Below are 24,470 nucleotides of genomic sequence, written 5' to 3'. Positions count from 1 at the left end.
AGCACCCCGGAAGCCGGTCAAGACCGCGCGGAGGGGCCTTCGCGCTGTCGTTTCAGTCTAGGGACTCCGGACACGGTCGCCGCGAGCAGCAGGCCGACGCAGGTCAGCCAGAACACCACGCCGGTGTCGAACAGCGTCACCGCGACGGCCCCGAATGCCAGCAACCCCGCCCACAGGTAGATCAGCAGCACGGCACGCCGCTGGGAGTGGCCGATCTCGAGCAGCCGGTGGTGCAGGTGCATCTTGTCGGCCGCGAACGGGCTCTCGCCCCGGCGGGTGCGCCGCACGACGGCCATCACGAGGTCCAGCAGCGGCAGGAACAGCACCGCCGCCACGACGAACAGCGGGGAGAGCAGGGCGACGACGTCGGTCGCGTCGAACGAGGTGTAGTTGATCTTCCCCGACGCCGAGGTGCTGGCCGCGGCCAGCATCAGGCCGATCATCATCGACCCCGAATCGCCCATGAAGATCTTCGCCGGCTGGAAGTTGTGGGGCAGGAACCCCAGACAGGCACCGGCCAGCGTCGCGGCGATCAGCGCGGGCGGATACGTCCCGACGTCCCCTCCGGACGAGGCGAGCAGGCCGAGCGAGAACGCGCACGTCGCGGCGGCGGCGATGAGCCCGAGGCCGCCCGCCAGTCCGTCGAGGCCGTCGACGAAGTTCATCGCGTTGACCATCACCACGACGAGCAGCACCGCCAGCAGGCCGCCCTGGTTGCGGTCGAGGATCAGCACCTGACCGAGGGCTTCGCCCTCGCCGCCCCACGGCACCCAGAACGAGACCCACTGCAGGCCGAACAGCACCAGGATGCCGGCACACATGACCTGGCCTGCGAGTTTCGTCCAGGCGTCGAGCTCGAACCGGTCGTCGAGCGCGCCGATGAGCACGATCACCGCGCCGCCGATGAGGACGGCCAACGGGTCGTAGGAGTACTCGAACGCGCGGCGCAGCACCGGCAGCTGATGTGCCAGCGCCATCCCGCCGACGACGCCGAAGTACATCGCGAGCCCGCCCATCCGCGGAATGGGCACCACGTGCACGTCGCGCTGCCGCGGTACCGCTACGGCACCGGACTTCATCGCGAACTTCCGCACGAGGGCGGTGAGCAGGAACGTCACGGCCGCGGACACGAGCGCGACCAGGATGTACTCGCGAATGGGCAGACCCGCCGTGGGAGTCACGGGCGCTCCGTTCCGGTGATTCCCCGGGCCCCGGCCCTGCGGCGAACCCCGGGGATCCGGTGGGTCCAGGCGAGTCGGTGGGAGGTCACGGCGGGCAACGCTATCGCCATACCGCCGACGTCACTCCTGCGGGCCGAGGTCGACGCCCAGCACCTCGGACACCGCGTCGGCCGTCACGGCACCTTCCCGCAGCAACACGGGAGCCGAACCGGTCAGGTCGACGATCGTCGACGGCACCGGCTCGCCGCTGGGGCCGCCGTCGAGGTACACCGACACCGACTCGCCGAGCTGCTCCTCGGCCTCCTGCGCGTTAGCCGCGGCGGGTTTGCCGGAGACATTGGCGCTCGAGACGGCCATCGGGCCGACCTCGCGGAGCAGCTCGAGTGCCACCGGGTGCAGCGGCATCCGGAGCATCACCGTGCCGCGGGTGGTGCCGAGGTCCCAGTTCAGGCTCGGCGCGTGGGGCAGCACGATCGACAGGTCGCCGGGCCAGAACGCCTCGATGAGGGCGCGCGCCTGCTGCGGCACCCCGAGCACGAGCCCGTCCACTGTGGACCACGAGCCGACGAGCACGCCGACCGGCATGTCCGGCCCCCGGTGTTTCGCCTGCAGAAGTGCGCGCACGGCGGCGGAGTCGAAGGCGTCCGCACCGATGCCGTAGACGGTGTCGGTGGGCAGCACCACGAGCCGTCCCGAGCGGACCGATGCGGCCGCGGCCTTGAGTCCGTCGGTGCGGGAATCCGGGTCGCTGCAGTCGTAGACCACGCTCATGACCGGCAGCTTAGACCCGCCGGGGTCGGCCACTCGCAGCGGCGGTCGGTGCCCCGGACGGCGAACCGGCGGGCCGCCGGGTGCGGTACCGCGTGCGCCGTGGTGGACTCGACGCCGATGACGCCCATGACGACGCCCGAGGGAGCCGATGCTCAACCGGGCGTAGCGGGCTGGCACGGTCCCGCCGGGTTCGGCCGGACACTACTGGTCCTGCTCCCGCTGCTCGTGGCGCACGTGCTGGTCGACATCACGGCCTTGAGTGGCGGTCTCATGACGATCGTGTTCTGGCCGTTCGTGCTCGCCGGTTACGCCCTGGTCTCCCTGCTCGTGTGGCTCATCGGGAGGCGCGGCACGAGATGGTCGGCGGGCAGGGCGGTGCTCACCGGGGTCATGGTCCATCTGTTCGTGGCACTGCCACTTTCGGCTGTCGCACTCGCGTTCCTCAACGAGGCACTGACGCAGTAGCGCACGTGTCAGCCACGCAGCGCGGTGGCGAACCGGGCACGGCCGGCGAGGTCCTGGTGATCGGCCACGTCGGACAGCACCTTCCGCGCGCGCAGTAGTTCCGGAACGGCACCGCCGTGGGTGTCGTCGTGTTCCATGGCGACGCCGCCGCCGGGTTTGAGCAGTCGCGCGGCCATGCCGACGACGTGGCGGATGACGGCCAGTCCTCCCCCCGGCGCGAACACGGCCTGTGGCGGGTCGTGGTCGGCGACCTCGCGCGACACGTCGGTGCCCTCGGGAACGTACGGCGGGTTGCACAGCACCAGGTCGACGAGCCCGTCGAGCTCGGCGAACACGGTCGGGTCGGTGACATCGCCGGAGTACAACCGGACGGGCGTGTCTCCCGTGGCGGCGCGCGCGTCGGCGTTGTGCCGCGCCCAGGCGAGCGCAGTGGGGTCGTTGTCGACGGCGTAGACGACCGCGTCGGGGCGCGCGTGGGCGACCGCGAGCGCGAGCGCGCCCGAGCCCGTGCACAGGTCTACGACCACGGGGTATTCACGCCCCTTCAGCAGCTTCAGTCCCCATTCGAGAAGCAGCTCGGTCTCCGGGCGCGGCACGAACACGCCCGCGCCGACGTCGACGGTGATGTCCCCGAGAGCGGCCCATCCGGTGAGGTGCTGCAGCGGCACCCGCTTGGCACGCTGTTCGACGACGCGGCGCATCGACTCGACGACGGGCGGATCGACCAGCGGCGTCAGCGGGAGTCGACCACGGTCGATCCCCAGCACGTGAGCCGCGATGAGCTCCGCGTCGTTGCGCGGCGAGGCCACACCGGCCTGCTCGAGGATGCGCGTCGCCTCCAGGATCGCCAGGCGGAGAGGCTGTCTGTTCACCCTTCTACCCTGGCATATTCGTCAGTCCTCGGGCGGGACGTGCCCCGCGAGTGCGGCTCCGGTGCGCCGCATCGAGCTGGTCCGGACCGCGCTCGGTGCCGGTAGGGAGTGGTGGACGATGCTGGGTACTTCCTCGGCGGTTCGGTCCGCTGGACGGGTTCGCCGACCGCACGACGCGCTTCACCACGAGGTTCGGCCTGGGCAGAGGGGCTTGCGTCCGCCTCACTGTCTGCGGCTCCCACGCGGGCGGGCGCCGCGGGTCAGGACTGCGACTCGGCCATCCGCTCCTCGCGGTCGGCGGCCTGCAGCGCGTCGAGCACGGCGTCGAGCTCTCCTTCGAGCACCTGGTCGAGGTTGTAGGCCTTGAAGTTGACGCGATGGTCCGAGATGCGGTTCTCGGGGAAATTGTAGGTACGCACCCGCTCCGAGCGGTCGACGGTGCGGATCTGTGACCGGCGCGCGTCGGCCGCCTTCGCTGCCGCCTCCTCCTCGGCCATCGCCTGCAGCCGTGCCTGCAGCACCTGGATCGCCCGCGCCCGGTTCTGGATCTGCGACTTCTCGTTCTGGCAGGACACGACGACGCCCGTCGGCAGGTGCGTCACGCGGATCGCGGAGTCGGTCGTGTTCACGCTCTGCCCGCCGGGGCCCGATGAGCGGAAGGCGTCGATGCGCAGGTCGTTCGGGTCGATCTCGACCTCGACCTCCTCGGGCTCGGGGTAGATCAGCACGCCCGCGGCCGAGGTGTGGATCCGCCCCTGCGACTCGGTCGCCGGTACCCGCTGCACCCGGTGCACGCCACCTTCGAATTTGAGCCGCGACCACACGCCGTCCGCAGCCGGCTCCTTGGTCTTCAACGACACCGTGACGTCCTTGTAGCCGCCCAGGTCGGACTCGGTGGAGCCGAGCACCTCGGCCTTCCAGCCGTGCCGTTCGGCATAGCGCAGGTACATGCGCAGCAGATCGCCCGCGAACAGTGCCGACTCCTCGCCGCCTTCACCGGACTTGATCTCCATCACGACGTCGGCGCCGTCGTGGGGATCGCGCGGCAGGAGCAGTTCGGTCAGCTTCGCCTCGAGCACGGGAATGCGCTCCTCGAGCTCCTCGGCCTCCTCAGCGAATGCAGGGTCGTCCGAGGCGAGCTCCTTGGCCGCCGCGAGGTCCGATTTCACGCCCTCGAGCTCGTGGACCGTCTTCACCACCGGCGAGAGCTCGGCGTAACGGCGACCCAATTTCCGTGCCCGCGCCTGGTCGGCGTGCACGGCCGGATCGCCGAGCGCCTCTTCGAGCTCGGCGTACTCGTCGAGCAGCCCCTTCAGGGACGCTGATTCCACTGCACTGCTCCTTCGTTGATCACCTCGCCGGGCGAGCCGCCTGGTCGGCGCGACTCGCGGGACTCCCGAACACCGGCGAGCCGAACCACTGGTGTCGCCGGACTACCGGAACCGGGATGCCGGGTCGTCGGACAACCGGGTCGCCGAAATACAAAGCGGCGCCCGTACCCGCCACACAGGCAGATACGGGCGCCGTCGGTGAAGCTACTTGGCGTCGGCCTTCTTGCCGCGCTTGCCGTAGCGCGCCTCGAAGCGGGCGACGCGGCCACCGGTGTCCAGAATCTTCTGCTTACCGGTGTAGAACGGGTGGCACGCCGAGCAGATCTCGACGTAGATGTGGCCGGAGTCCCGCGTGCTGCGCGTGGTGAAGGTGTTGCCGCAGCCGCAGACGACCTCGGTCACGACGTAATCGGGGTGAATACCGCTCTTCATGGTGTCCTCTCTTCGTGGTCCCGGGTCCTGCGCGAGGAAGGTGAACCGGGACCGGACGTCAGCGGGTCGATTCTGCCAGACGGCCCGTCACCACCTGCAACGCGGTCCGGGCCGCCGCCATTCCCACACGAGCACCCTGCGGATGCCACCAAGCCCCACACCCCAAGGGCACCTTCGGGCATTCAACGCAGCCACGCGTCGGCGTGCCTGTGAGGGGTGGTGGTCGGGCCGGCGGGCGGGAGCCCCGAATCCTCCCCTCGCGATTGTCGACAACGCGAGAGTGGACGACGCCCCGGCGATAAACCCCCGAGCACACCTTGGTTGCGCCCACCCGTATCCCCCACCGCCCGACCGGACAAACGCCGCACGGCGGGCTCGACAGATACGGCGGGCTCGACAGCTGCAGCCACAGTGCACCCCGGGGCTCTTCGTAGCAGCGCTCGCGGTGTCAGACGAAGGCACTCAGCGCCGTCGCGGCGACACAGCCGGTCAGGCCGACGATCGTCTTCATCACGGTCCACGACTTCAACGTGTCGGCGACCGACATGCCGAAGTAGCGGTTCGCCATCCAGAAGCCCGAGTCGTTCACGTGGGAGAACGCGGCAGCACCGCTGGCGATCGCGATGCAGGTCAGGGCGACGACCGCGTCGCTGGCGCCCATCGTCGTGGCCAGCGGGGCGGTGAGCGTGGCACCCGTGATCATGGCGACGGTGCCCGAGCCCTGCGAGATGCGGATGATCGACGCGGTCACGAATCCGAACAACACGAGCGGCATGTTCATATCGCTCATCCAGCCGGCCAGCACGTCACCGATACCCGATTCGACAAGTAGCCCGCCGAACACGCTGCCGGCACCCGTGATGAGGATGATGACGCCGGCCGGACCGAGCGCCGAGGTCGTCATCTGCTGCAGCTCGTCCCTGGTCGCGCCGCGCCGGACGCCGAAGAAGTACAGCGTGTACAGGCAGGTCAGCAGCAGTGCGATCACGGGATGTCCGATGAACGCCAACGTGGTTCGGGCGGCGTTGTCCTCGGGCAGCACGGCCTCGCTGGTCGTGCCGGCGAGGATCAGCACCAGCGGCAGCAACAGCGCGCCGACGACGGCGCCGAACCGCGGCAGCGTGTCCGGGTCGCGCTCGTCGGCCTCACCGCGGGCGGCGTCGAGGTCGGCTGGCACGGGCACGAAGATCCGCTTCGAGATCCAGCGGCCGAAGACCGGCCCGGCGATCGCCATTGCGGGCAGGCCGCAGATCACGCCGAAGAGAATCACCAGCCCGAGGTCCGCGTTCATGATGCCGGCCGTGGCGATCGGCCCCGGGGTCGGCGGGATGAACGTGTGCGTGACGCTCACGCCCGCGCACAGCGGGATGCCGTAGAACAACAGCGACTTCCCGGTGCGCTTCGCGATCGTGTACAGCATCGGCACGAGGATCACGATCGCGACGTCGATGAACACGGCGATCGACACGAGGAAACCCGCGAACCCGAGCCCCCACGCGACATGCTTCTCGGAGAAGCGGTCGATCAGGGTCGAGGCGAGCCGTTCGGCTGCACCCGCCCGTTGGAGCACGTGCCCGAACACGGCACCCAGGCCGACGACGAGCGCGACCTGGCCGAGCCCGCCGCCCATCTCCTCGACGATGAGTTCGACGAGGTCACCGGGGCTGGTGCCGGTGGCGAGCCCGAACCCGATGCTCGCGATCAGTAGTGCGATGAACGCCTGCAGCCGAACCCAGATGACCAGGCCGAGCAGCAAAGCGATGGCGAGGACCGCTGCGACGAGCGTCCACGTCGTGGATGTCATGACATCACCATTGATTGTCTAAAAGGGACGGGTGGGTTGGGGAGAACGCCCGCGGTGGGACGCAGGCCGGGCCGCGCTCAGCGGGCGCGCGGCACCGAGGCCCGCTTCTGTTCGGCCTGCAGGAATCGGAAGTCGGCGCCGTCCTCGGCCTGGGTGACCTGGTCGACGAACAGTTTCCGGTAGCCGCGAGCCGGGGTTTCCGGCGGTGTCACGGGCTGCTGCTCACGGCGGGTGGCGAGTTCGTCGTCAGGCACCTCGAGCGAGAGCACGCGGTCGGCCACGCTGAGCCGCACGGTGTCGCCGTCGCGCACGTACGCGAGCGGACCACCGACCGCCGATTCCGGGGACACGTGCAGGACGATCGTGCCTCGCGCGGTGCCGGACATACGCCCGTCGGAGATGCGGACCATGTCCGTGACGCCCTGCCGGGCGAGCTTCTTCGGGATGGGGATGTAGCCGGCCTCGGGCATCCCGGGGGCGCCGAGGGGGCCGATGTTCTTGAGCACGAGTACGTCATCGGCGCGCACGTCGAGGTTCTCGTCGTCGATGCGCTCGGCCATGTCGGCGGAGTTCTCGAACACGACGGCACGTCCCGTGTGCTCGAGCAGTTCGGGCGTGGCGGCCGCCTGCTTCACGATCGCCCCACTCGGGGCGAGGTTGCCGCGCAGCACGGCGATGCTGCCCGCCGGGTAGATCGGGTCCTCGCGCGGCCGGACGACCTCCTGGGTGAACGAGGTGTCGCGGTCGGCGAGCTCCTCGCCGAGGGTGCGGCCCGTGATCGTGAGCGCATCCAGGTCGACCAGGTCGCGCAGGCGGTCGAGCAGCATCGGGATGCCACCCGCACGGTGCAGGTCCTCCATGTAGTGCGACCCGGCGGGTTTGAGGTTGACCAGCACCGGCGTCTCACGGCTGAGCTGGTCGAAGGTGGCGAGGTCGAGATCGAAGCCGAGGCGTCCCGCGACGGCCGCGAGGTGGACGATGCCGTTCGTCGAGCCGCCGAGGGCCAGCAGCACGCGCAGGGCGTTCTCGAACGACGACTCGGTGAGGATCTTGTCGACGGTGAGCCGTTCGCGCGCGATGCCGACGGCGCGGGTGCCGGTCTGCTCGGCGACGCGCATGCGGTCGGCGGTGACGGCGGGCGGCGTGGCGCTGCCGGGCAGGGCGATGCCCATCGCCTCGGCGATGCCGGCCATGGTGCTGGCGGTGCCCATCACCGAGCAGGTGCCGACGCTGCCGACCAGGCTCGAGTTGACCTCGGAGATCTCCTGGTCGTCGATCTCGTCGCCGCGGTACTTGCCCCAGAACGCGCGACAGTCGGTGCAGGCGCCGACCCGTTCGCCGCGGTGTCCGCCGGTGAGCATGGAACCGGTGACGAGCTGGATCGCGGGGATTCCCGCGGAGGCGGCACCCATCAGCTGCGCAGGGACGGTCTTGTCGCACCCGCCGATCAGCACGACCGCGTCGAGCGGCAGCGCCTTGATCATCTCCTCGGTGTCCATGGACATGAGGTTGCGCAGGTACATGCTCGTCGGGTTCGAGAAGCTCTCGTGCAGCGAGATCGTCGGGAAATCGACCGGCAGCCCGCCCGCGAGCATCACGCCTCGCTTCACCGCCTCGATCAGCTGCGGCATGTTGCCGTGGCACGGGTTGAACCCGCTGCCGGTGTTGACGATGCCGACGACGGTGCGGTCCAGCGCGTCGTCGGTGTACCCCGCTCCCTTGATGAATGCCTTGCGCAGGAACAACGAGAACCCGGAGTCGCCGTAGTTCGGCAGTCCCCGCGTCATGCCCTGAGTGGGGTCTTCCGCATCGCTCGCCCCGTCAGCCATTATCGACCTCATTATCAATAATCTAGTCAATGAAAACGGCGACATCTAACCACGGCCGTGGAGCGGGTGGCAACAGCCATGGGAAACTGACTCGCCCGCGCCGATACGTGATGGAGGTAGAGGCGAGTTGTCCCTGCTCGAACAACTGGAGGAGCAGATCGTCCTCGGGCTGCGCTATCCGAGGGAGCGGCTCGTGGAGGACGAGCTGATGCGGGCGTTCGCCGCGAAACGCCACGTGGTGCGCAGTGCACTGCAGGAACTCGAGAACCGGGGACTCGTCGAGCGGAAACCGAACGTGGGTGCGTTCGTCAAGGCCTACACATCACAGGAGGTGCGCGACCTCTATGCGGTGCGGGAGCTGCTGGAGGTCCACTGCGCGCGGCTGATCCCCGTACCGGTGCCGCCCGAGCGGCTCGACGAACTCGTCGCCATCCAGCGCAGTCACGACGCGGGCATCGACAGCGGTGAGCTGCGCGATGTGACGAAGGCCAACATGGAGTTCCACCGCGCCCTGTTTGGCCTGTCCGACAACACCGTCCTGGTGGAGGCGATCCGGAGGCACGCGCAGATGGCTCACGCGATCCGATCCGTCACCGTGACCTCGCCCGAGTATCTCGAGCAGAGCAGGCGCGAACACTGGGCGATGATCGAGGCGCTGCGCAACGGCGACACCGAGACGCTGGCCGAGACGTGCCGCGAGCACCTGCTCCCCTCCCGCGACGCCTACCTCAGCCGCCTGCCTCCTGCCGACTGACGCCCGCCCTCAAGGGCACCTTCGGGGCGCTCAACGCCACAGGGGTGTGCCCTGGGACGCTTCCGGCGTGCCGACGCGAACGGCCCCTCGCCACACCTGGTGACGAGGGGCCGTTCGCTTGCGAGCCGCGGGCGCGGGTTACTGCTGCTCTTCCGTGCCCGGGGTGCTCTTCGAGATCTGCATCAGGAACTCGATGTTCGTCTTCGTCTTCTTCAACCTGTCGATGAGCAGGTCGATCGCCTGCTGCGAGTCGAGCGCGTGCAGCACCCGGTGCAGCTTGTGCGTGACGGCCAGTTCGTCCGGCGAGAGCAGCAGCTCCTCCTTGCGGGTGCCGGACGGGTTGACGTCGACCGCCGGGAACACACGGCGCTCGGAGATCTTCCGGTCGAGCTTGAGCTCGGCGTTACCCGTGCCCTTGAACTCCTCGAAGATGACCGTGTCACCGGTGGAGCCCGTCTCCACCATTGCGGTGGCGAAGATGGTCAGCGAGCCGCCGTCCTCGATGTTGCGCGCCGCACCGAGGAACCGCTTCGGCGGGAACAGCGCCGTCGAGTCGACACCACCGGAGAGGATCCGGCCGGACGCCGGGGCCGCCAGGTTGTAGGCGCGGCCGAGGCGGGTGATCGAGTCGAGCAGCACGACCACGTCGTGGCCCATCTCGACGAGGCGCTTGGCCCGCTCGATGGACAGTTCGGCGACCGTCGTGTGGTCCGACGGCGGACGGTCGAACGTCGAGGCGATGACCTCGCCGTTCACCGACCGCTGCATGTCGGTGACCTCTTCGGGACGCTCGTCCACGAGCACGACCATGAGGTGGCACTCGGGATTGTTCGTCGTGATCGCGTTCGCGACGTCCTGCATGATCGTCGTCTTACCCGCCTTCGGCGGCGAGACGATCAGGGCACGCTGCCCCTTGCCGACCGGCATCACCAGGTCGATAACCCGGGTCGTCAGCTTGTTCGGCTGCGTTTCGAGCCGCAGCCGCTCGTTCGGGTACAGCGGCGTCAGCTTCGTGAACTCGGGGCGCTTCTTGGCGACCTCGGACTCGAGCCCGTTGACCGAGTCGACCCGCACCAGCGGGTTGAACTTCTGCCGCTGCTGCTCGCCCTCCCGCGGCTGACGCACGACGCCGGTGATCGCGTCGCCGCGGCGCAGGCCGTGCTTGCGCACCAGCGACAGCGACACGTACACGTCGTTCGGCCCCGGCAGGTAACCGGAGGTGCGCACGAACGCGTAGTTGTCGAGCACGTCGAGGATGCCGGCGACGGGCAGCAGGACGTCGTCCTCGCGGATCTCCGTCTCGCCTTCGCCACGGCCGCCACCGCGACGGCGACGGTCCCGGTACCGGCGGCCACGGCGGCCGCCGCGGTCGTCGTCGTCCCGGTTGTCACCACGGTTGTCACCACCACGGTTGTCACCGCCGCGGTTGCCCTCGCCCTTGTTGTCGCCGCGGTTGTTCTGCTTGCGCTGGTCGCCGGATTCGTCGTCGGCCTTGTCCTGGCCGCCGTTGCCGTCACCGCGCGAGTTGTCGCCGCGGCCACCGTCGGCGTTGCGGCCGGAACCGCCACGACGACGGCGCCGTCCGCCGCCCTCGCCCTGCTGACCGGACTCGCCGTCACCGTCGGCCTTCTGCTTCGAGCCGCCCTTCTCGGGCTTCTCCGTCTTGTCGGCCTGCTCGGTCTTCTCGGCCTTGTCAGCCTTGTCAGCCTTCGCCGGCTTGTCGGCGGTCTTCTCCGCAGACTTCTCCGCGGCCTTGCCTGCCGGCTTGTCGGTCCCACCCGCGGACGCGGTCTGGACCTTCTGCTCCGACTTGGCCGCCTTGCCGTTGGTGTCGCCGAGCGGCAGCGTCGCCTCGATGGCCTCGCCCGTGTCGTTCGACTCGGTGCCGCCCCGGGGCTTCTTGCTCTTGCCCTGGCGTTCACGAATGGCGGCGATCAGGTCCCCCTTGCGCATGCCCGTGGTGTCACCGATACCGAGTTCGGTGGCGAGGGCACGAAGATCGGCGATAACCATGCCGGACAGTCCGCCGGGACGCCGCTTCGGCGTCGACGCCGAGCCGCCCTGCGACTCCCCGTCACCCGGCGCTGCAGCCTGGGCACTCGCGTCGCCGCTCAAAAGATCGGTGTTACTCACACATGTCCTTCCTGACCGGTCCACTCCTTGTCGTTGGACCAGCGGACCGCCGCCCGCGTCCGAATTGCGAGACGGCGTTTCGGCTCCCTGCGAGCGGCCTGCGCTGAGACGTGGGAGTCGCAGCGGCGCCAGCCGCGTGCAAGAGATGGGGTCGACCACCGCGATACCGGTTACCCCCGTCGAGAAAACGGAAGATGCGACCGGGAGGAGTTCCCGTGACCATCGCCGGGTGCGGAATGAGCACGGTGACCGAACGCCCCCGAGCGTAGACCGCCCACCGTGCGGGTGCAACAACCACCCCGGTCAGTGGCGTGCCTCACTCTCGGCGATCGGACTGCGACGGGATGCGGGAACCCTGCCGATCGGGGCCCTGAAGCCCTCGTCAGGCCAGGGAGACCTGCGCTCCGTCGAGGTCGATGGCCGGCTCGAGGATGTCGAATCCGTCAACGTCGACGTCCGGCGGAATTATTCCCGCACCGGCCCGTTCGCCGAACGGAAGCGCCAGCACGGTCGGCCCCGCCCCGGACACGGCAGCCGCGATGCCGTGGGAACGCAGCTCGTCGACCAGCCGCATCGTGTCGGGATAGGCGGGCCTGCGGTAGCCCTGGTGCAGCCGATCGTCGGTCGCCTCGAGTAGCAGATCGGGCCTGCTGGTCATGGCATGCACGGCCAGTGCGGTGCGCCCGCCCGTGAACACGGCGTCGGCCAGCGGCACCTGCTCGGGCAGCAGGCCCCGCGTCTGATGTGTCGACGACTGGGTCGGCGGTACTGCGACGACCGGCCGGATCGCCTCGTGCGGGGTGAGCCGCTCGGCGCGGTACCACTCGCCGGATTCCCACGCCACGACGAAACCGCCGTACAGGCTGGCCGCGACGTTGTCGGCGTGACCTTCGAACTCGGCGGCCAGGTGCAGCGCTTCGGCGTCGAGCTCGCGGTCGGCGAGGGTGTAGGCAGCGACGACGCCGGTGACGATCGCGGCGGCCGACGAACCGAGGCCGCGGGAGTGCGGGATCGCGTTGTGACACCGCAGTCGCAGACCGGGCGGGGTGGTGCCGAGCCGGTGGCAGGCGGAACGCAACGCACGCAGGACGAGATGCCTGCCGGTGCGCGGCACGCGGCTCATGTCGCCCGCCCCCGCGTCGAGCACCTCGATGTCCACACCGGACTCGGCGGTCTCGAACTCCACGACGTCGTGCAGCGCCAGCGAAAGCCCGAACGTGTCGAATCCGGGACCGAGATTCGCCGTCGAGGCTGGCGCTCGGACCGTGAACCTCACGAGAGCTCCAGCGCCGCCGCGACCGCCCGCGGGTCGACGGAGAGCGGCTCGACCTCGACGTTGCCTTCGAGCGCGGTGCCCGGGTCCTTCAGGCCGTGGCCGGTGACGGTGCACACGACTGTCGACCCGCGAGGGATCCGCCCGTCGGCCGACGCCACGAGCAGTCCGGCGACGCTCGTGGCCGACGCCGGCTCGACGAACACGCCCTCCTTGCTCGCCAGCAGCCGGTACGCGGCGAGGATCTTCTCGTCGGTGACCGCGTCGAACAGTCCCCCGCTGGCCCGCTGGGCCTTCACGGCGCTGTCCCACGACGCCGGGCTGCCGACGCGAATGGCCGTGGCTACGGTCTCCGGCGTCTTGACCGGCTCGCCGTGCACCAGCGGCGCCGCCCCTGCCGCCTGGAAACCGAACATGCGCGGGGTGTTCTCGACGAGCCCGTCGGCCGCGTACTCGGTGTAGCCGGCCCAGTAGGCGGTGATGTTGCCCGCGTTGCCGACCGGCAGGCAGTGGATGTCCGGGGCCGTGCCCAGCGTGTCGCAGATCTCCCACGCCGCGCTCTTCTGCCCCACCAGCCGCACCGGGTTCACGGAGTTGACGAGTGTCACCGGGTAGTCGGCGGCCGTCTTGCGCGCGAGTTCGAGGCAGTCGTCGAAGTTGCCGTCGATCTGCAGGATGCGCGCGCCGTGGAGCACCGCCTGCGCCATCTTGCCGAGCGCGATCTTGCCCTGCGGCACGAGCACCGCCGTGGCGAGCCCTGCCCTGGCGGCGTACGCGGACGCCGAGGCCGACGTGTTGCCGGTCGAAGCGCAGATCACGGCCTTGAGCCCGCTCGCGCGGGCGTGCGTCATGGCCACGGTCATGCCGCGGTCCTTGAACGAGCCGGTCGGGTTGGCGCCCTCGACCTTGAGGTACACGGTCGCGCCGGTGAGCTGCGACAGGTGCGGCGCGGCGAGCAGTGGCGTGTTGCCCTCGCCGAGCGTCACGACGTCAGCGCCCTCGGGGATCGGAATCCGCGAGGCGTACGCGTTGATGATGCCGGGCCAGCCGGCCTTGACGTCGCCGCCCGTGCCCGCCGGGTTCTCGGTAGTCACTCCGCCTCGCCTTCCACCCGCATCACGCTGACGACCTCGCGTACGACGTCGAGCTTGTCGATTTCATCCACAGTGGACCGCAGTGCGGCGTCGGGAGCCTGGTGCGTCACGACCACGAGGCTCGCCGTGGATCGCCGGTCCCGTTGCCGCACCGTGGAAATGCTCACGCCGTGCGCTGCGAACACCTGGGCCACCTGCGCGAGCACGCCAGGCTTGTCGGCGACGTCGAGGCTGACGTGATAGCGAGTCGGCGTCTGCCCCATCGGGCGCACCGGCAGGGCCGCGTGTGCCGATTCGCGGGGACCTCGGCCGCCCGCGACCTTGTTACGTGCGGCCGACACGAGGTCACCGAGCACCGCGCTCGCCGTGGGAGCGCCGCCCGCACCCTGGCCGTAGAACATCAGCTGCCCCGCGGCCTCGGCCTCGACATAGACGGCGTTGAACGCGCCGCCGACACCGGCGAGCTGGTGCGACTTCGGGATCATGACCGGGTGCACGCGCGCGGAGACCGATTCGGAACCGTCCTCTTCGGTCACGCGCTCGCAGATCGACAGCAGCTTCACGGTGCGCCCCAGCGATTTCGCCGCGGTGATGTCCGACGAGCTGATGCCTGCAATGCCTTCGCGGTGAACGTCGGCCGCGGTCACGCGACTGTGGAACGCCAGCGACGCGAGGATCGCCGCCTTGGACGCCGCGTCGTATCCGTCCACATCGGCCGTCGGATCGGCCTCTGCATAGCCGAGCCGAGTCGCCTCGTCGAGCGTCTCGGCGTAGCCGGCTCCCGTGGAGTCCATCGCGGACAGGATGAAGTTGGTCGTCCCGTTGACGATGCCCATCACGCGCGTGATGCGGTCGCCTGCCAGTGATTCGCGGAGGGGACGCAGCAGCGGGATCGCACCGGCGACGGCGGCCTCGTAGTACAGGTCCGCACCCGACTCGTCGGCCGCCTCGGCGAGCTCACTCCCGTGCTCCGACAGCAACGCCTTGTTGCCCGTCACGACCGATCGGCCCTTGCGCAGCGCGGACAGCAACCAGTCGCGCACCGGGTCGATCCCGCCGATCAGTTCGACGACGATGTCCACATCGGAATCGATCAGCGCCGTCGCGTCCGACGTGACGAGGTGCTGCGGCAATTCCGGATGCTTGTCCGGCCTGCGGACTGCGATACCCGCCAGCTCGACCGGCGCGCCCACGCGCGCGGCCAGCTCGCCGGGGTCGTCGAGCAGTATGCGCGTCACCTCACTGCCGACGGTTCCGCATCCGAGCAGGGCAACCTTGACCGGCTCAGTCATTCACGCCCCTCCCCTACAAGCAGCTGGCCACAGCTCACGTCATCGCTCGCGCCGCAGCTCACGACGCCTCCAGTCGCAGCATGTCGTCGTACGTCTCCCTGCGCAGCAGCAGCCGGTGCTCGCCGTTTCGCACGGCGACCACCGCGGGCCGCGGCTGCCGGTTGTAGTTGCTGGCCATCGAGTAGCAGTACGCACCCGTGGCGGCGACCGCCAGCAGGTCGCCCGGTGCCAGGGTCTCCGGCAACCAGCAGTCGCGGACGACGATGTCACCGGACTCACAGTGCTTTCCCACCACGCGGGACAGCATGGCGGTCACGGGCTCGGGCTGACCGTCGTCACTGGCCCTGGAGACGAGGCGGACGTCGTAGGCGGCGTCGTAGAGCGCGGTGCGGATGTTGTCGCTCATGCCGCCGTCGACGCTGACGTACCGCCGCACGCCCTCGTCGCCGAGCACGACGTCCTTGATGGTGCCCGTCTCGTACAGCGTCACGGTGCCGGGCCCCGCGATCGCCCTGCCGGGCTCGCCCGCGATACGCGGCACCGGGATGTCGGCGAACGCGCACTCCTTGCGGACGATGTCGCGGATCTGGGTGACCAGCTGGGCCGGCGGGGGTGGGTTGTCCTTGTCGGTGTAGGCGATCCCGAACCCGCCGCCGAGGTCGACGGTCGTGAGGCTCTCCAGGGCCTCGGCGCCGTGTTCCTTGCGCAGCTCGGCGAGCAGGCCGACGACGCGGCGCGCGGCGACCTCGAAGCCGTCGGCGTCGAAGATCTGTGACCCGATGTGGCTGTGCAGGCCGACGAGCTGCAACGACGGGGCGTTGAGCACGCGGCGGACGGCTTCGGCCGCTTCACCGGCTGCGAGCGAGAACCCGAACTTCTGGTCCTCGTGCGCGGTGGCGATGAACTCGTGGGTGTGGGCCTCCACGCCGACCGTCACCCGCACCAGCACCTGCTGGACCACGTCGTGGCGAGCGGCGACGTCGGCGAGCCTGGCGATCTCGTAGTACGAGTCGAGCACGATCGTGCCGACGCCGGCCTCGACGGCCGCCTCGAGTTCGGCCACGGACTTGTTGTTGCCGTGGAACGTGATCCGCTCGGGCGGGAACTCGGCGCGCAGGGCGATGGCCAGTTCCCCGCCGCTGCAGACATCGAGACTCAGGCCCTGCCCGGCCACCCACCGGGCCACCTCGGTGCACAGGAACGCCTTGCCCGCGTAGTGGACCAGGGTCGGGTCCTCGAACGCGGCGGCGTACTCGGCGCAGCGGAACTTGAAGTCGGCCTCGTCGATGACGAACAGCGGCGTGCCGTAGGTACGTGCGAGCTCGCGGACGTCGACGCCCGCGATGCGCACGACGCCGTCGCCGGCGCGGTAGGTGTTACGCGGCCACACCTTCGCGTGCAGCCGGTCGAGCTCGCCCGAGGTGGACGGTGGGAAACCCGCCTGATCGGCGTGCGGGTAGACCTCAGCGTGGCGGGGCCCCGCGGGGTGTGCACACATTCATTACATCCGTTCCGGGGCCGAGACCCCGAGCAGGGACAGTCCGTTGGCGAGTACCTGGCGTGCGGCTTCGCACAACGCCAGGCGCGCATGGGTGAGGGCGGTCGGCGCCTCGTCACCCTGGGGCAGCACGCGCGCGACGTCGTAGAACTTGTGGTACGCCGACGCCAGCGACTCGAGGTAACGGGCGACACGGTGCGGTTCGCGCAGCTCGGCCGCCTTGCTGAGCACGCTCGGGAACTCGCCGATCGTGCGGATGAGGTCCCCTTCGCGGGGATGGGTGAGCAGGCTGAAGTCCGCCTCCGGGTCCAGCTCGATCTTCAGCTCGGCCGCGTTCCGCTGGAGGGAGGCCAGCCGCGCGTGCGCGTACTGCACGTAGAACACCGGGTTCTCGTTGGTGTGCTTGCGCAGCAGGTCGAGGTCGATGTCGATGCCGGAGTCGACGGAGTAGCGCGTCAGCTCGTACCGTGCGGCGTCGACGCCGACGGCCTCGACGAGGTCCTCCAGGGTCACGACGGTGCCGGCGCGCTTGCTCATCTTCACGGGCTTGCCACCGCTCACGAGGTTGACCATCTGGCCGATGAGCACCTCGACCACCGCGGGGTCGTAGCCGAGCGCCACGGCGGTCGCCTTCAACCTGCCGATGTAACCGTGGTGGTCGGCGCCGAGCATGTAGATGCACAGATCGAAGCCGCGCTGCACCTTGTCGCGCAGGTAGGCGATGTCGCCTGCGATATAGGCGGGGTCGCCGTCGCTCTTGATGACGACGCGGTCCTTGTCGTCGCCCTGGTCGGTGGTGCGCATCCACCAGGCGCCGTCGGCCTCGTAGAGGGTGCCGGACTCCTTGAGCTCCCCGACCGCCTGCGCCACCGCGCCGTTCGCGTGCAGCGAATCCTCGTGGAAGAAGACGTCGAAGTCGGTGCCGAAGTCGTGGAGACTTTGTTTGATCTCCTCGAACATGAGGCCGACGCCGATCTTGCGGAACGTCTCGCGGCGCTCGCCCTCGGGCTGCGAAAGCGCGTCGGGTTCCTTGCGCAGGACGGCGGCGGCGATGTCGTCGATGTAGGCACCCGCGTAGCCGTCCTCGGGCGCCGGCTGCCCCTGAGCGGCCGCCAACAGTGAGTTGACGAACCGGTCGATCTGCGCGCCGGCGTCGTTGAAGTAGTACTCGCGTGTCACCTCGGCGCCCTGCGCGCTCAGCACGCGGCCCAGCGCGTCACCGACGGCGGCCCAGCGGGTGCCGCCGAGGTGGATCGGGCCGGTCGGGTTGGCGGAGACGAACTCGAGGTTGATCTTGCGACCGGCGAGCGCGTCGCCGCGGCCGAAGGCGTCGCCCGAGCCGAGCACGCGGCGGACGATCTCGCCCTGGGCGTCGGCCGCGAGGCGCAGGTTGAGGAAACCGGGGCCCGCGACCTCGGCGGTGTCGACGCCGTCGGCGGCGGCCAGCTCGGTCGCGAGCGCCTCGGCCAGCTCACGGGGAGCCATACCTACTTTCTTCGCGACTTGCAGCGCGACGTTGGTCGCGTAGTCGCCGTGTTCCGGGTTGCGGGGTCGCTCCACCGTCACCTGCTCAGGAAGCACGCCGGTGTCGAGGCCGCGGGCCTCGAGAACCGTGACGGCAGACGAACGCACGAGGTCAGCAAGGGCGGAGGGAGTCACCCGGCGAGTGTACGTTCGGAGGGGGCGACGCTCGGTCACCGGCTCACCCCCGATGTGCGCGGTCACATACCGGATCCGCGAGCCGCCGCCCGGGGCCCGTCCGGACGTCCCTACACTGCTCGATCGGGGTACCCGACTCTCGCCGAAGGAGACATCTGCAGCCATGGCCAGCGGCAAGAAGGGCAAGAAGGCGCCGAGCGCGGTGCAGGCCGCCCGCGGATCCACGGTCGGCCAGAAGAACGTGCCCTGGGGCACGATCACCGCGGTCGTGGCCATCGTGCTGCTGGCGGCCGGCGTCTTCGGCTACTACTACGTCGCCTCGAGCGACTCGCGGGAGCAGCGGGAGCGCGAGGAGGTCGCGGCCGAGAACTTCACGCCCGACCAGAACAACCCCGATCCGTCGGAGAAGATCGACGGCGTCACGACCGAGCAGTACGAGGGCGGCGCCCACGTGCGCCCGAACGAGCGGGTCGCCTACGACCAGTCACCGCCGTTCGGTGGACCGCACGACGGGTTCTGGGCAGCCTGCACCGGCACCGTGTACTCGGAGGCGGTGCGCACCGAGAACATGGTCCACTCGCTCGAGCACGGCGCGATCTGGATCGCCTACGACCCGGAGCGGGTGTCCGGGGAGGACCTGGACACGCTGAAGCTCCGCGTCGAGAACAAGCCGTACATGATGCTGTCGCCGTACCCGGGGCTGGACTCGCCGGTCTCGCTGCAGTCCTGGGGCCACCAGCTGAAGGTCGACGATGTCACCGACGAGCGCATCGATCAGTTCATCGCCGCGCTGAAGCGGAACTCGAACACCTACCCCGAGATCGGCGCCTCCTGCGACGCGCTGGGGCCGGGCCAGTTCGACCCGGACGACCCGCCGCCGTTCAACCCGGAGAAGCCGGGCCCGGACGCCAAGCCGATGGGCTACCAGGGCTCGGCGGGAGCGGCCGACGAGTCGATGGGCGGCGGACAGTAACCTTCCGGCTACTCCCCGCCCGCCGACGACCGTATTCCAGGGACTCCGCAGGTCATGAACGACACTCCTGACGAATCACGCTCCCCCGAACCGACAGGCCCTACCGGCGACGCCGAGGCGGAACCGCCCGCGGCGGCTGACGGTGAGCCGGAGTCCCCGGACGATTTCGGAACCGACGATTCGGCGTCGGACGATTGGGCCGCGAACGGTTCGGCGACCGCGGCAGCTCCCACGCGGCCGCCGCGGGAGCGCGAGTGGCCACGCTACGTGATCTTCGGTGCGGCGGCGCTGGCGTTGCTGCTGGTCGGCGCGACCGTGGGACTGCTGGTCGCCCGGGGCACCGACAGCGAGCCTGCGACGCGACCGGGGCCGGTGGACGTCGGGTTCGCGCAGGACATGTCGGTGCACCACCTGCAGGCCGTGACAATGGCGAACTGGGCGCGCGACCACAGCACGGATCCGGCGGTCAAACAGCTGGCGTTCGACATCGCGAGCACGCAGAACGAGCAGGTCGGCCGTATGAAGGGCTGGCTGATGCTCTGGGGCAAGCCGGAGGAGCCCGCGGGCGAGTACATGACGTGGATGTCCGAGCCGATGGGGCACGACCACGGCGGGGAGAGCGAGACGGCCTCGTCCGAGTCGGAGACGACCGAGCGGACGCCGTCGGGACCGTCGGGCGGCCAGGTCGGCGGCAGCAGGGCCATGCCGGGCATGGCTACCGAGCAGGAGCTGTCGAAACTGCGCTCGCTCGAGGGTGAGCGGCTGGACGTGTACTTCCTGCAGCTGATGCTGCGCCATCACCAGGGCGGCGTGGACATGGCCAAGTACGCGCGTGAACACGCGCGGCTCAGCGCGGTGAGCACGCTGGCCACGAGCATGCTGGCGTCGCAGTTGCCCGAGTCGGACACGATGCGGCAGATGCTGGCGCAGCGGGACGCGAAGCCGCTGCCGTTCTCGTGACGCTCTGACCCCGGCCCAACGACTCACCAGCTGAGTTCTTCGCAGCGCTGGGCGTGTTCGCGGGGTTCGACCTGCAGGGTGGCGTGCTCGATGCCGTAGCGGGTCGTCAGCAGGTCCTGGGCGGCGGCGAGGACGGCGGAGGTGTCGCCGTCGGGGCTGATCGTCAGGTGCGCGGAGGCGACTTCCATGCCGGACGTGAGCGTCCAGACATGCAGGTCGTGGACGTCGTCGACGCTGTCGAGCGCGGCGAGGTCTGCTTCGAGGGCGGCGACGTCGACACCTCGGGGCGCGTGCTGGAAGAGGATGCGCAGCGAGCGGGCGGCGAGCACGGCCGTGCGCGGGAGGATCCACACGCCGATGGCGACGCCCGCGACGGGGTCGGCGTAGCGCCATCCGGTCAGGAGTGTGAGCGCGGCGCTGACCAGTACGGCGACGGAGCCGACGAGGTCGGCGAGCACTTCGAGGTAGGCGCCCCGGATGTTGAGGCTTTCCTTGGCGCCCGAACGCAGGAGCATGAACGCGACGATGTTGGCGATCAGTCCGGCCGCGCCGGCGAGCAATACGGGAACGCCGGGCACCTCGGGGGCACCGCCGATGCGGTCGATCGCTTCGTAGATGACGTAGCCGCCGACACCGAACAGCAGGAACGCGTTGGCGAGCGCGGCGAGCACCTCTGCGCGGTAGAGACCGAAGGTGCGGGTGTACGTCGGGCCGCTCCGGCGGGCGAGCATGGCGGCGGCGAGCGCCATGCCGAGTCCGAGGACGTCGGTGAACATGTGCGCGGCGTCGGAGATGAGGGCCAGCGAGGCGGTCGCGAAGCCGACGACGAATTCGAGCACCATGAACGCGCCGCTGATCGCCAGGGCGGCGGTGAGCCTGCCCTGATGGGCGCCGGAGGCCGAGAGGTCGGCGTGCCCGTGACCATGGCCGTGTCCGTGGCCCATGTAGTCCCTCTCTCGTCGGCGGTTCTCCCGCGGATGCTGTCGCAGGCAGCGTTGTCGGCGGCGGTTGCGGCCACGCGCGGACGAACATATAGCGACATGCGCATGATTGCAATACAGGTAACCCTAACCTGCGGGCGCCGGGGACAGTACCGTGTCGCGGCGGACCTCACATGCCGGCGAACGGGGACCACGCGCACGGGCCGTGACGGGTATGCGATAGGCTTCTGACGTCACCGCGAGGTGGCGGGCCCTCGTAGCTCAGTGGATAGAGCACTGCCCTCCGGAGGCAGGTGTCGCAGGTTCGAATCCTGCCGAGGGCGCCCGATCAAGACATGCAGAAACGGCCCGTGACCAGCAGAAATGCCGGACGCGGGCCGTTCGCTTGTTACCCGGCCCAACCCGGCGAACCCCGGGCCTCTACGGGCAGCCGTGGACAATGTGTGGACAGAGCCTCGCCGCCTCGCCGCCTCGGAGACGACTACGCCGTGCGACTGCGGGAGCGATCCGCCGCCCCGCCTTCACCGGTGCGCGCTGTGTCCCGGATAAACTGTTCGTCTGATCCAGGCGTGATCGACGAACGGGATGGTGATCGGCGTGGCCATCGACGCTCTCGATTTCGCAGCGCTGTTCGGTGCGATCCGCCCCGATTCGGGCCCCGCGTACCGGCGCCTCAAGGATGTCATCACCGAGCAGATCGGCACCGGCCGGTGGCCGGAGGGCGAGATGCTGCCCTCGGAGAACCAGCTCGTGCATTCGCTGGGACTCTCGCGCATGACCATCAACCGGGCACTGCGGGAGCTCAGCACCGAAGGTGTTCTGGTGCGGATGCCGGGCGTGGGGACCTTCGTGGCCGAGCGCAAGAGCAGCTCTGCGCTCTACGGCGTGCGCAACATCGCCGAGGAGGTGAGCCGGCGCGGACGCCAGCACCGCACGGACGTGGTGTTCGTCCGGGAGGAAGCCGCCGACCTGCGAACGCACCGCCTGTTCGGCATCGCCGTGGGCAGTCCGATCTTCCACTCGTTGGTCGTCCACTTCGAGGACGACATCGCCATTCAGCTGGAGGACCGCCACGCCCACCCGGAGATCGCCCCGGAGTACCTCCAGCAGGACTTCACCCAGCGCACGCCGAACGACTACCTCTCGCGGATAGCTCCGATGGGCAAGGGCGAGCACATCGTGGAGGCCGTGCTGGGCACCGCCGAGGATTGCGAGCTGCTGGGCATCGACGAATCCGCGCCCTGCTTGCTGATCTACCGACGAACCTGGTCGGAGGGGCAGCTCGTCAGCGCGGCGCGGCTCCTGCACCCCGGATCACGCTTCCGGTTGGAAGGCACCTTCGACGGCGTCTGATCGCTGCGCTCGCGCACCCGCGGCTGCGAGCAGCACCCGGAGGCTGCAGGTCAGCTTCGCTGCCCGTCACACCTGGCCGACGCACTTCGGGCCATGCTCCCGCAGTGCCGCCACCAGGTAGTGCTCCGCGCGGCGGCCGGCACGCGCCGCACGGCCGGCGACGTCTCCGATCCTTACCCACGGATCTCATGTCACCCTCTTGACTGATTGTATATACAGCACTATACCTATCGGTCGTTGTGAGCGCGTCGCACGGCACACGCCGACGGGACCGCTCCGGATGCTCGCGAACCCAGCCGCCAGCGAAGGGAACAAGGAAGTTCCCGAGGGAGGACAAGGTGAAAGAACGCACGGCGGCGCTGAGTCGAGGTCTCAACGCACGACACATCCGCTTCATCGCCCTCGGCTCGGCGATCGGCACCGGGCTGTTCTACGGATCGTCCGAATCCATCAGCCAGGCGGGCCCCTCGGTGCTGCTGGCCTACCTGATCGGTGGCGCCGCGGTGTTCATGGTGCTGCGCGCACTCGGCGAGATGGCCGTCGACGACCCGGTTCCCGGGTCGTTCGGCGAGTACGCGAGCAGACACCTCGGCCGACTGCCCGGCTTCCTGACCGGGTGGACCTACACGTTCGAAATGATCATCGTGTGCATCGCCGACGTCACGGCATTGGCCGTCTACATGGGATTCTGGTTCCCTGACGTGCCGCGGTGGATCTGGGTGCTGGCCACGTTGTTCATCATCGGCGCGGCCAACCTGCTCAGCGTCAAGGTGTTCGGCGAGCTCGAGTTCTGGTTCTCGATCGCCAAGGTCGCGGCGATCATCGCGATGATCCTCGGCGGGATCGCCCTCCTGGTCTTCGGGTTCACCGGGGACCACGAGGCCGGTGTGAGCAACCTCTGGTCACACGGCGGGTTCTTCCCGATGGGCGTCGAGGGATTCGTGCTGTCGTTCGCGGTCGTGATGTTCGCCTTCGGCGGCACCGAGATCATCGGAGTCAGCGCAGGGGAGGCCGAAGAGCCGCACAAGACCATCCCCCGTGCGGTCAACACCGTCCCGGTGCGCGTGCTGCTGTTCCACGTGCTGACCCTCGCGGTGATCATGTCTATCGCACCGTGGCAGTCGATCGGCTCCTCGGGCAGCCCCTTCGTGCAGATCTTCGAAGGAATCGGGCTGAGCTCCGCGGCCGCGGTGCTCAACGTCGTGGTGATCACCGCAGCGCTGTCGGCCATCAACAGCGACATCTTCGGCGCAGGGCGGATGCTCTACGGGATGGCCCAGCGCGGACAGGCCCCACAGGCGATGCGCCGCGTCTCGCGCAACGGCGTGCCCTGGATGACCGTCGTCATCATGACCGCCGCCCTCCTGGTCGGCGTGGTGCTCAACTACGCCATGCCCGAAAGCGTCTTCGCGATCATCGCCTCCATCGCCACCTTCGCCACCGTGTGGGTGTGGCTGATGATCGTGCTCTCGCAGTACCGGGCGCGGCGGACGATGAACGCCGACCGGGCGGCCTCACTGCGCTTCCCCGCGCCCCTGTGGCCCTACGGCCAGATCATCACGATCACCTTCCTGATCTTCGTGTTCGTGGTGCTGGCCTTCTCGGCGGAAACACGGATTGCGCTCTACGTGGGAGCGGTATGGCTCGGCCTGCTCTCGGTGCTGTACCTGCTCCGCGTCCGCAAGAACGCCGAAGGCTACGAGACCGCGGGCGAGCACGGGATCGAAGCGCACTCCGAGGTCCCCGCTCGTTGATCGACTCCGGTGGTCGGCACGCACGTCCCCGCCCACCACCGGAGTCTCGCCCCGTCGCAACCGACACGGGTACCGAGCCGGTGCGCCGGACCTGCGTCGCC

20 protein-coding genes and 1 tRNA gene are annotated in these 24,470 nt (G+C 69.4%); 7 read left to right on the top strand and 14 right to left on the bottom strand.

Annotation, left to right across the window (positions count from 1 at the left end; all coding sequences use genetic code 11):
- Positions 1-17: 17 nt before the first annotated feature.
- Together LY40_RS09750 and LY40_RS09745 are read right to left on the bottom strand one after the other, a co-directional pair.
- Entirely contained in the window at positions 18-1,181 is a 1,164-nt protein-coding gene (locus LY40_RS09750; protein WP_183783654.1) for a glycosyltransferase family 4 protein, read from the bottom strand.
- Positions 1,182-1,301: 120 nt separating this feature from the next.
- Positions 1,302-1,952, bottom strand: coding sequence for an L-threonylcarbamoyladenylate synthase (locus LY40_RS09745; RefSeq protein ID WP_258936603.1), 651 nt, complete (start codon positions 1,950-1,952; stop codon positions 1,302-1,304).
- Between the two features lie 126 nt (positions 1,953-2,078).
- Between LY40_RS09745 and LY40_RS09740 the strand changes: the two genes are divergently transcribed.
- The gene (locus LY40_RS09740; RefSeq protein ID WP_258936602.1) at positions 2,079-2,417 is read left to right on the top strand and encodes a hypothetical protein; all 339 of its coding nucleotides are present in this window, start codon (positions 2,079-2,081) and stop codon (positions 2,415-2,417) included.
- Positions 2,418-2,425: 8 nt separating this feature from the next.
- On the opposite strand, the gene prmC is transcribed toward LY40_RS09740, so the two are convergent.
- The 5 genes from prmC to LY40_RS09715 form a co-directional block, all read right to left on the bottom strand.
- A complete protein-coding gene (prmC, locus tag LY40_RS09735) occupies positions 2,426-3,289 on the bottom strand; it encodes a peptide chain release factor N(5)-glutamine methyltransferase (RefSeq protein WP_183783648.1) in 864 nt (287 codons plus the stop codon).
- A gap of 260 nt (positions 3,290-3,549) precedes the next feature.
- Positions 3,550-4,620, bottom strand: coding sequence for a peptide chain release factor 1 (gene prfA, locus LY40_RS09730; protein WP_183783646.1), 1,071 nt, complete (start codon positions 4,618-4,620; stop codon positions 3,550-3,552).
- 204 nt (positions 4,621-4,824) lie between these two features.
- Positions 4,825-5,052: a 50S ribosomal protein L31 gene (gene rpmE / locus LY40_RS09725; protein WP_183783644.1), complete on the bottom strand. Its 228-nt coding sequence runs from the start codon at positions 5,050-5,052 to the stop codon at positions 4,825-4,827.
- Positions 5,053-5,500: 448 nt separating this feature from the next.
- Positions 5,501-6,856, bottom strand: coding sequence for a GntP family permease (locus LY40_RS09720; RefSeq protein WP_183783642.1), 1,356 nt, complete (start codon positions 6,854-6,856; stop codon positions 5,501-5,503).
- A gap of 77 nt (positions 6,857-6,933) precedes the next feature.
- Positions 6,934-8,685 carry an IlvD/Edd family dehydratase gene (locus LY40_RS09715; RefSeq protein ID WP_258936601.1) on the bottom strand — a complete coding sequence of 584 codons (1,752 nt, stop codon included), beginning with the start codon at positions 8,683-8,685 and terminating at the stop codon, positions 6,934-6,936.
- A gap of 127 nt (positions 8,686-8,812) precedes the next feature.
- Between LY40_RS09715 and LY40_RS09710 the strand changes: the two genes are divergently transcribed.
- Entirely contained in the window at positions 8,813-9,439 is a 627-nt protein-coding gene (locus tag LY40_RS09710) for a GntR family transcriptional regulator (protein ID WP_183783640.1), read from the top strand.
- 138 nt (positions 9,440-9,577) lie between these two features.
- On the opposite strand, the gene rho is transcribed toward LY40_RS09710, so the two are convergent.
- The 6 genes from rho to argS all read right to left on the bottom strand — a co-directional run bounded on the left by rho (position 9,578) and on the right by argS (position 18,388).
- Positions 9,578-11,572, bottom strand: coding sequence for a transcription termination factor Rho (gene rho / locus LY40_RS09705; RefSeq protein ID WP_258936600.1), 1,995 nt, complete (start codon positions 11,570-11,572; stop codon positions 9,578-9,580).
- Between the two features lie 382 nt (positions 11,573-11,954).
- Positions 11,955-12,848: a homoserine kinase gene (thrB, locus tag LY40_RS09700; RefSeq protein ID WP_258936599.1), complete on the bottom strand. Its 894-nt coding sequence runs from the start codon at positions 12,846-12,848 to the stop codon at positions 11,955-11,957.
- Complete coding sequence (gene thrC / locus LY40_RS09695; protein ID WP_258936598.1) at positions 12,845-13,939, bottom strand: threonine synthase; 1,095 nt, start codon at positions 13,937-13,939, stop codon at positions 12,845-12,847. The genes thrB and thrC overlap by 4 nt, the downstream gene beginning before the upstream one ends.
- Entirely contained in the window at positions 13,936-15,231 is a 1,296-nt protein-coding gene (locus LY40_RS09690) for a homoserine dehydrogenase (RefSeq protein ID WP_183783632.1), read from the bottom strand. The genes thrC and LY40_RS09690 overlap by 4 nt, the downstream gene beginning before the upstream one ends.
- Before the next feature lie 58 nt (positions 15,232-15,289).
- A complete protein-coding gene (gene lysA, locus LY40_RS09685) occupies positions 15,290-16,729 on the bottom strand; it encodes a diaminopimelate decarboxylase (protein ID WP_183783630.1) in 1,440 nt (479 codons plus the stop codon).
- A gap of 3 nt (positions 16,730-16,732) precedes the next feature.
- Positions 16,733-18,388 (bottom strand): arginine--tRNA ligase, encoded by a 1,656-nt coding sequence (gene argS, locus LY40_RS09680; protein WP_183783628.1) that lies wholly within the window; start codon positions 18,386-18,388, stop codon positions 16,733-16,735.
- 163 nt (positions 18,389-18,551) lie between these two features.
- Between argS and LY40_RS09675 the strand changes: the two genes are divergently transcribed.
- Entirely contained in the window at positions 18,552-19,361 is an 810-nt protein-coding gene (locus tag LY40_RS09675; RefSeq protein WP_183783626.1) for a thioredoxin-like domain-containing protein, read from the top strand.
- A gap of 54 nt (positions 19,362-19,415) precedes the next feature.
- Positions 19,416-20,321, top strand: a complete 906-nt coding sequence (locus LY40_RS09670) for a DUF305 domain-containing protein (protein WP_183783623.1) — start codon at positions 19,416-19,418, stop codon at positions 20,319-20,321.
- A 23-nt stretch (positions 20,322-20,344) separates the two neighbouring features.
- On the opposite strand, the gene LY40_RS09665 is transcribed toward LY40_RS09670, so the two are convergent.
- Positions 20,345-21,265: a cation diffusion facilitator family transporter gene (locus LY40_RS09665; RefSeq protein ID WP_258936597.1), complete on the bottom strand. Its 921-nt coding sequence runs from the start codon at positions 21,263-21,265 to the stop codon at positions 20,345-20,347.
- A 247-nt stretch (positions 21,266-21,512) separates the two neighbouring features.
- On the opposite strand from LY40_RS09665, the gene LY40_RS09660 reads away from it, so the two are divergent.
- The 3 genes from LY40_RS09660 (at position 21,513) to LY40_RS09650 (ending at position 24,369) form a co-directional block, all read left to right on the top strand.
- A tRNA-Arg gene (locus LY40_RS09660) sits at positions 21,513-21,585 on the top strand.
- A gap of 274 nt (positions 21,586-21,859) precedes the next feature.
- Positions 21,860-22,615, top strand: coding sequence for a histidine utilization transcriptional repressor HutC (hutC, locus tag LY40_RS09655; RefSeq protein ID WP_258936596.1), 756 nt, complete (start codon positions 21,860-21,862; stop codon positions 22,613-22,615).
- Between the two features lie 338 nt (positions 22,616-22,953).
- Positions 22,954-24,369: an amino acid permease gene (locus LY40_RS09650; RefSeq protein ID WP_258936595.1), complete on the top strand. Its 1,416-nt coding sequence runs from the start codon at positions 22,954-22,956 to the stop codon at positions 24,367-24,369.
- The last annotated feature ends 101 nt before the right edge of the window (positions 24,370-24,470 follow it).

The organism is Prauserella salsuginis (genome assembly GCF_024648885.1).
Lineage (GTDB): Bacteria > Actinomycetota > Actinomycetes > Mycobacteriales > Pseudonocardiaceae > Prauserella > Prauserella salsuginis.
Note: the sequence above shows the minus strand (reverse complement) of the source record. Positions and strands in the feature narration are given on the sequence as shown.

Coding starts and splice junctions, on each gene's coding strand:
- LY40_RS09690 (WP_183783632.1), bottom strand. CDS start 15,231: ATGACTGAGCCGGTCAAGGTTGCCCTGCTCGGATGCGGAACCGTCGGC.
- LY40_RS09745 (WP_258936603.1), bottom strand. CDS start 1,952: ATGAGCGTGGTCTACGACTGCAGCGACCCGGATTCCCGCACCGACGGA.
- LY40_RS09740 (WP_258936602.1), top strand. CDS start 2,079: ATGACGACGCCCGAGGGAGCCGATGCTCAACCGGGCGTAGCGGGCTGG.
- lysA (WP_183783630.1), bottom strand. CDS start 16,729: ATGTGTGCACACCCCGCGGGGCCCCGCCACGCTGAGGTCTACCCGCAC.
- LY40_RS09675 (WP_183783626.1), top strand. CDS start 18,552: ATGGCCAGCGGCAAGAAGGGCAAGAAGGCGCCGAGCGCGGTGCAGGCC.
- LY40_RS09715 (WP_258936601.1), bottom strand. CDS start 8,685: ATGGCTGACGGGGCGAGCGATGCGGAAGACCCCACTCAGGGCATGACG.
- LY40_RS09720 (WP_183783642.1), bottom strand. CDS start 6,856: ATGACATCCACGACGTGGACGCTCGTCGCAGCGGTCCTCGCCATCGCT.
- LY40_RS09665 (WP_258936597.1), bottom strand. CDS start 21,265: ATGGGCCACGGACACGGCCATGGTCACGGGCACGCCGACCTCTCGGCC.
- rpmE (WP_183783644.1), bottom strand. CDS start 5,052: ATGAAGAGCGGTATTCACCCCGATTACGTCGTGACCGAGGTCGTCTGC.
- LY40_RS09670 (WP_183783623.1), top strand. CDS start 19,416: ATGAACGACACTCCTGACGAATCACGCTCCCCCGAACCGACAGGCCCT.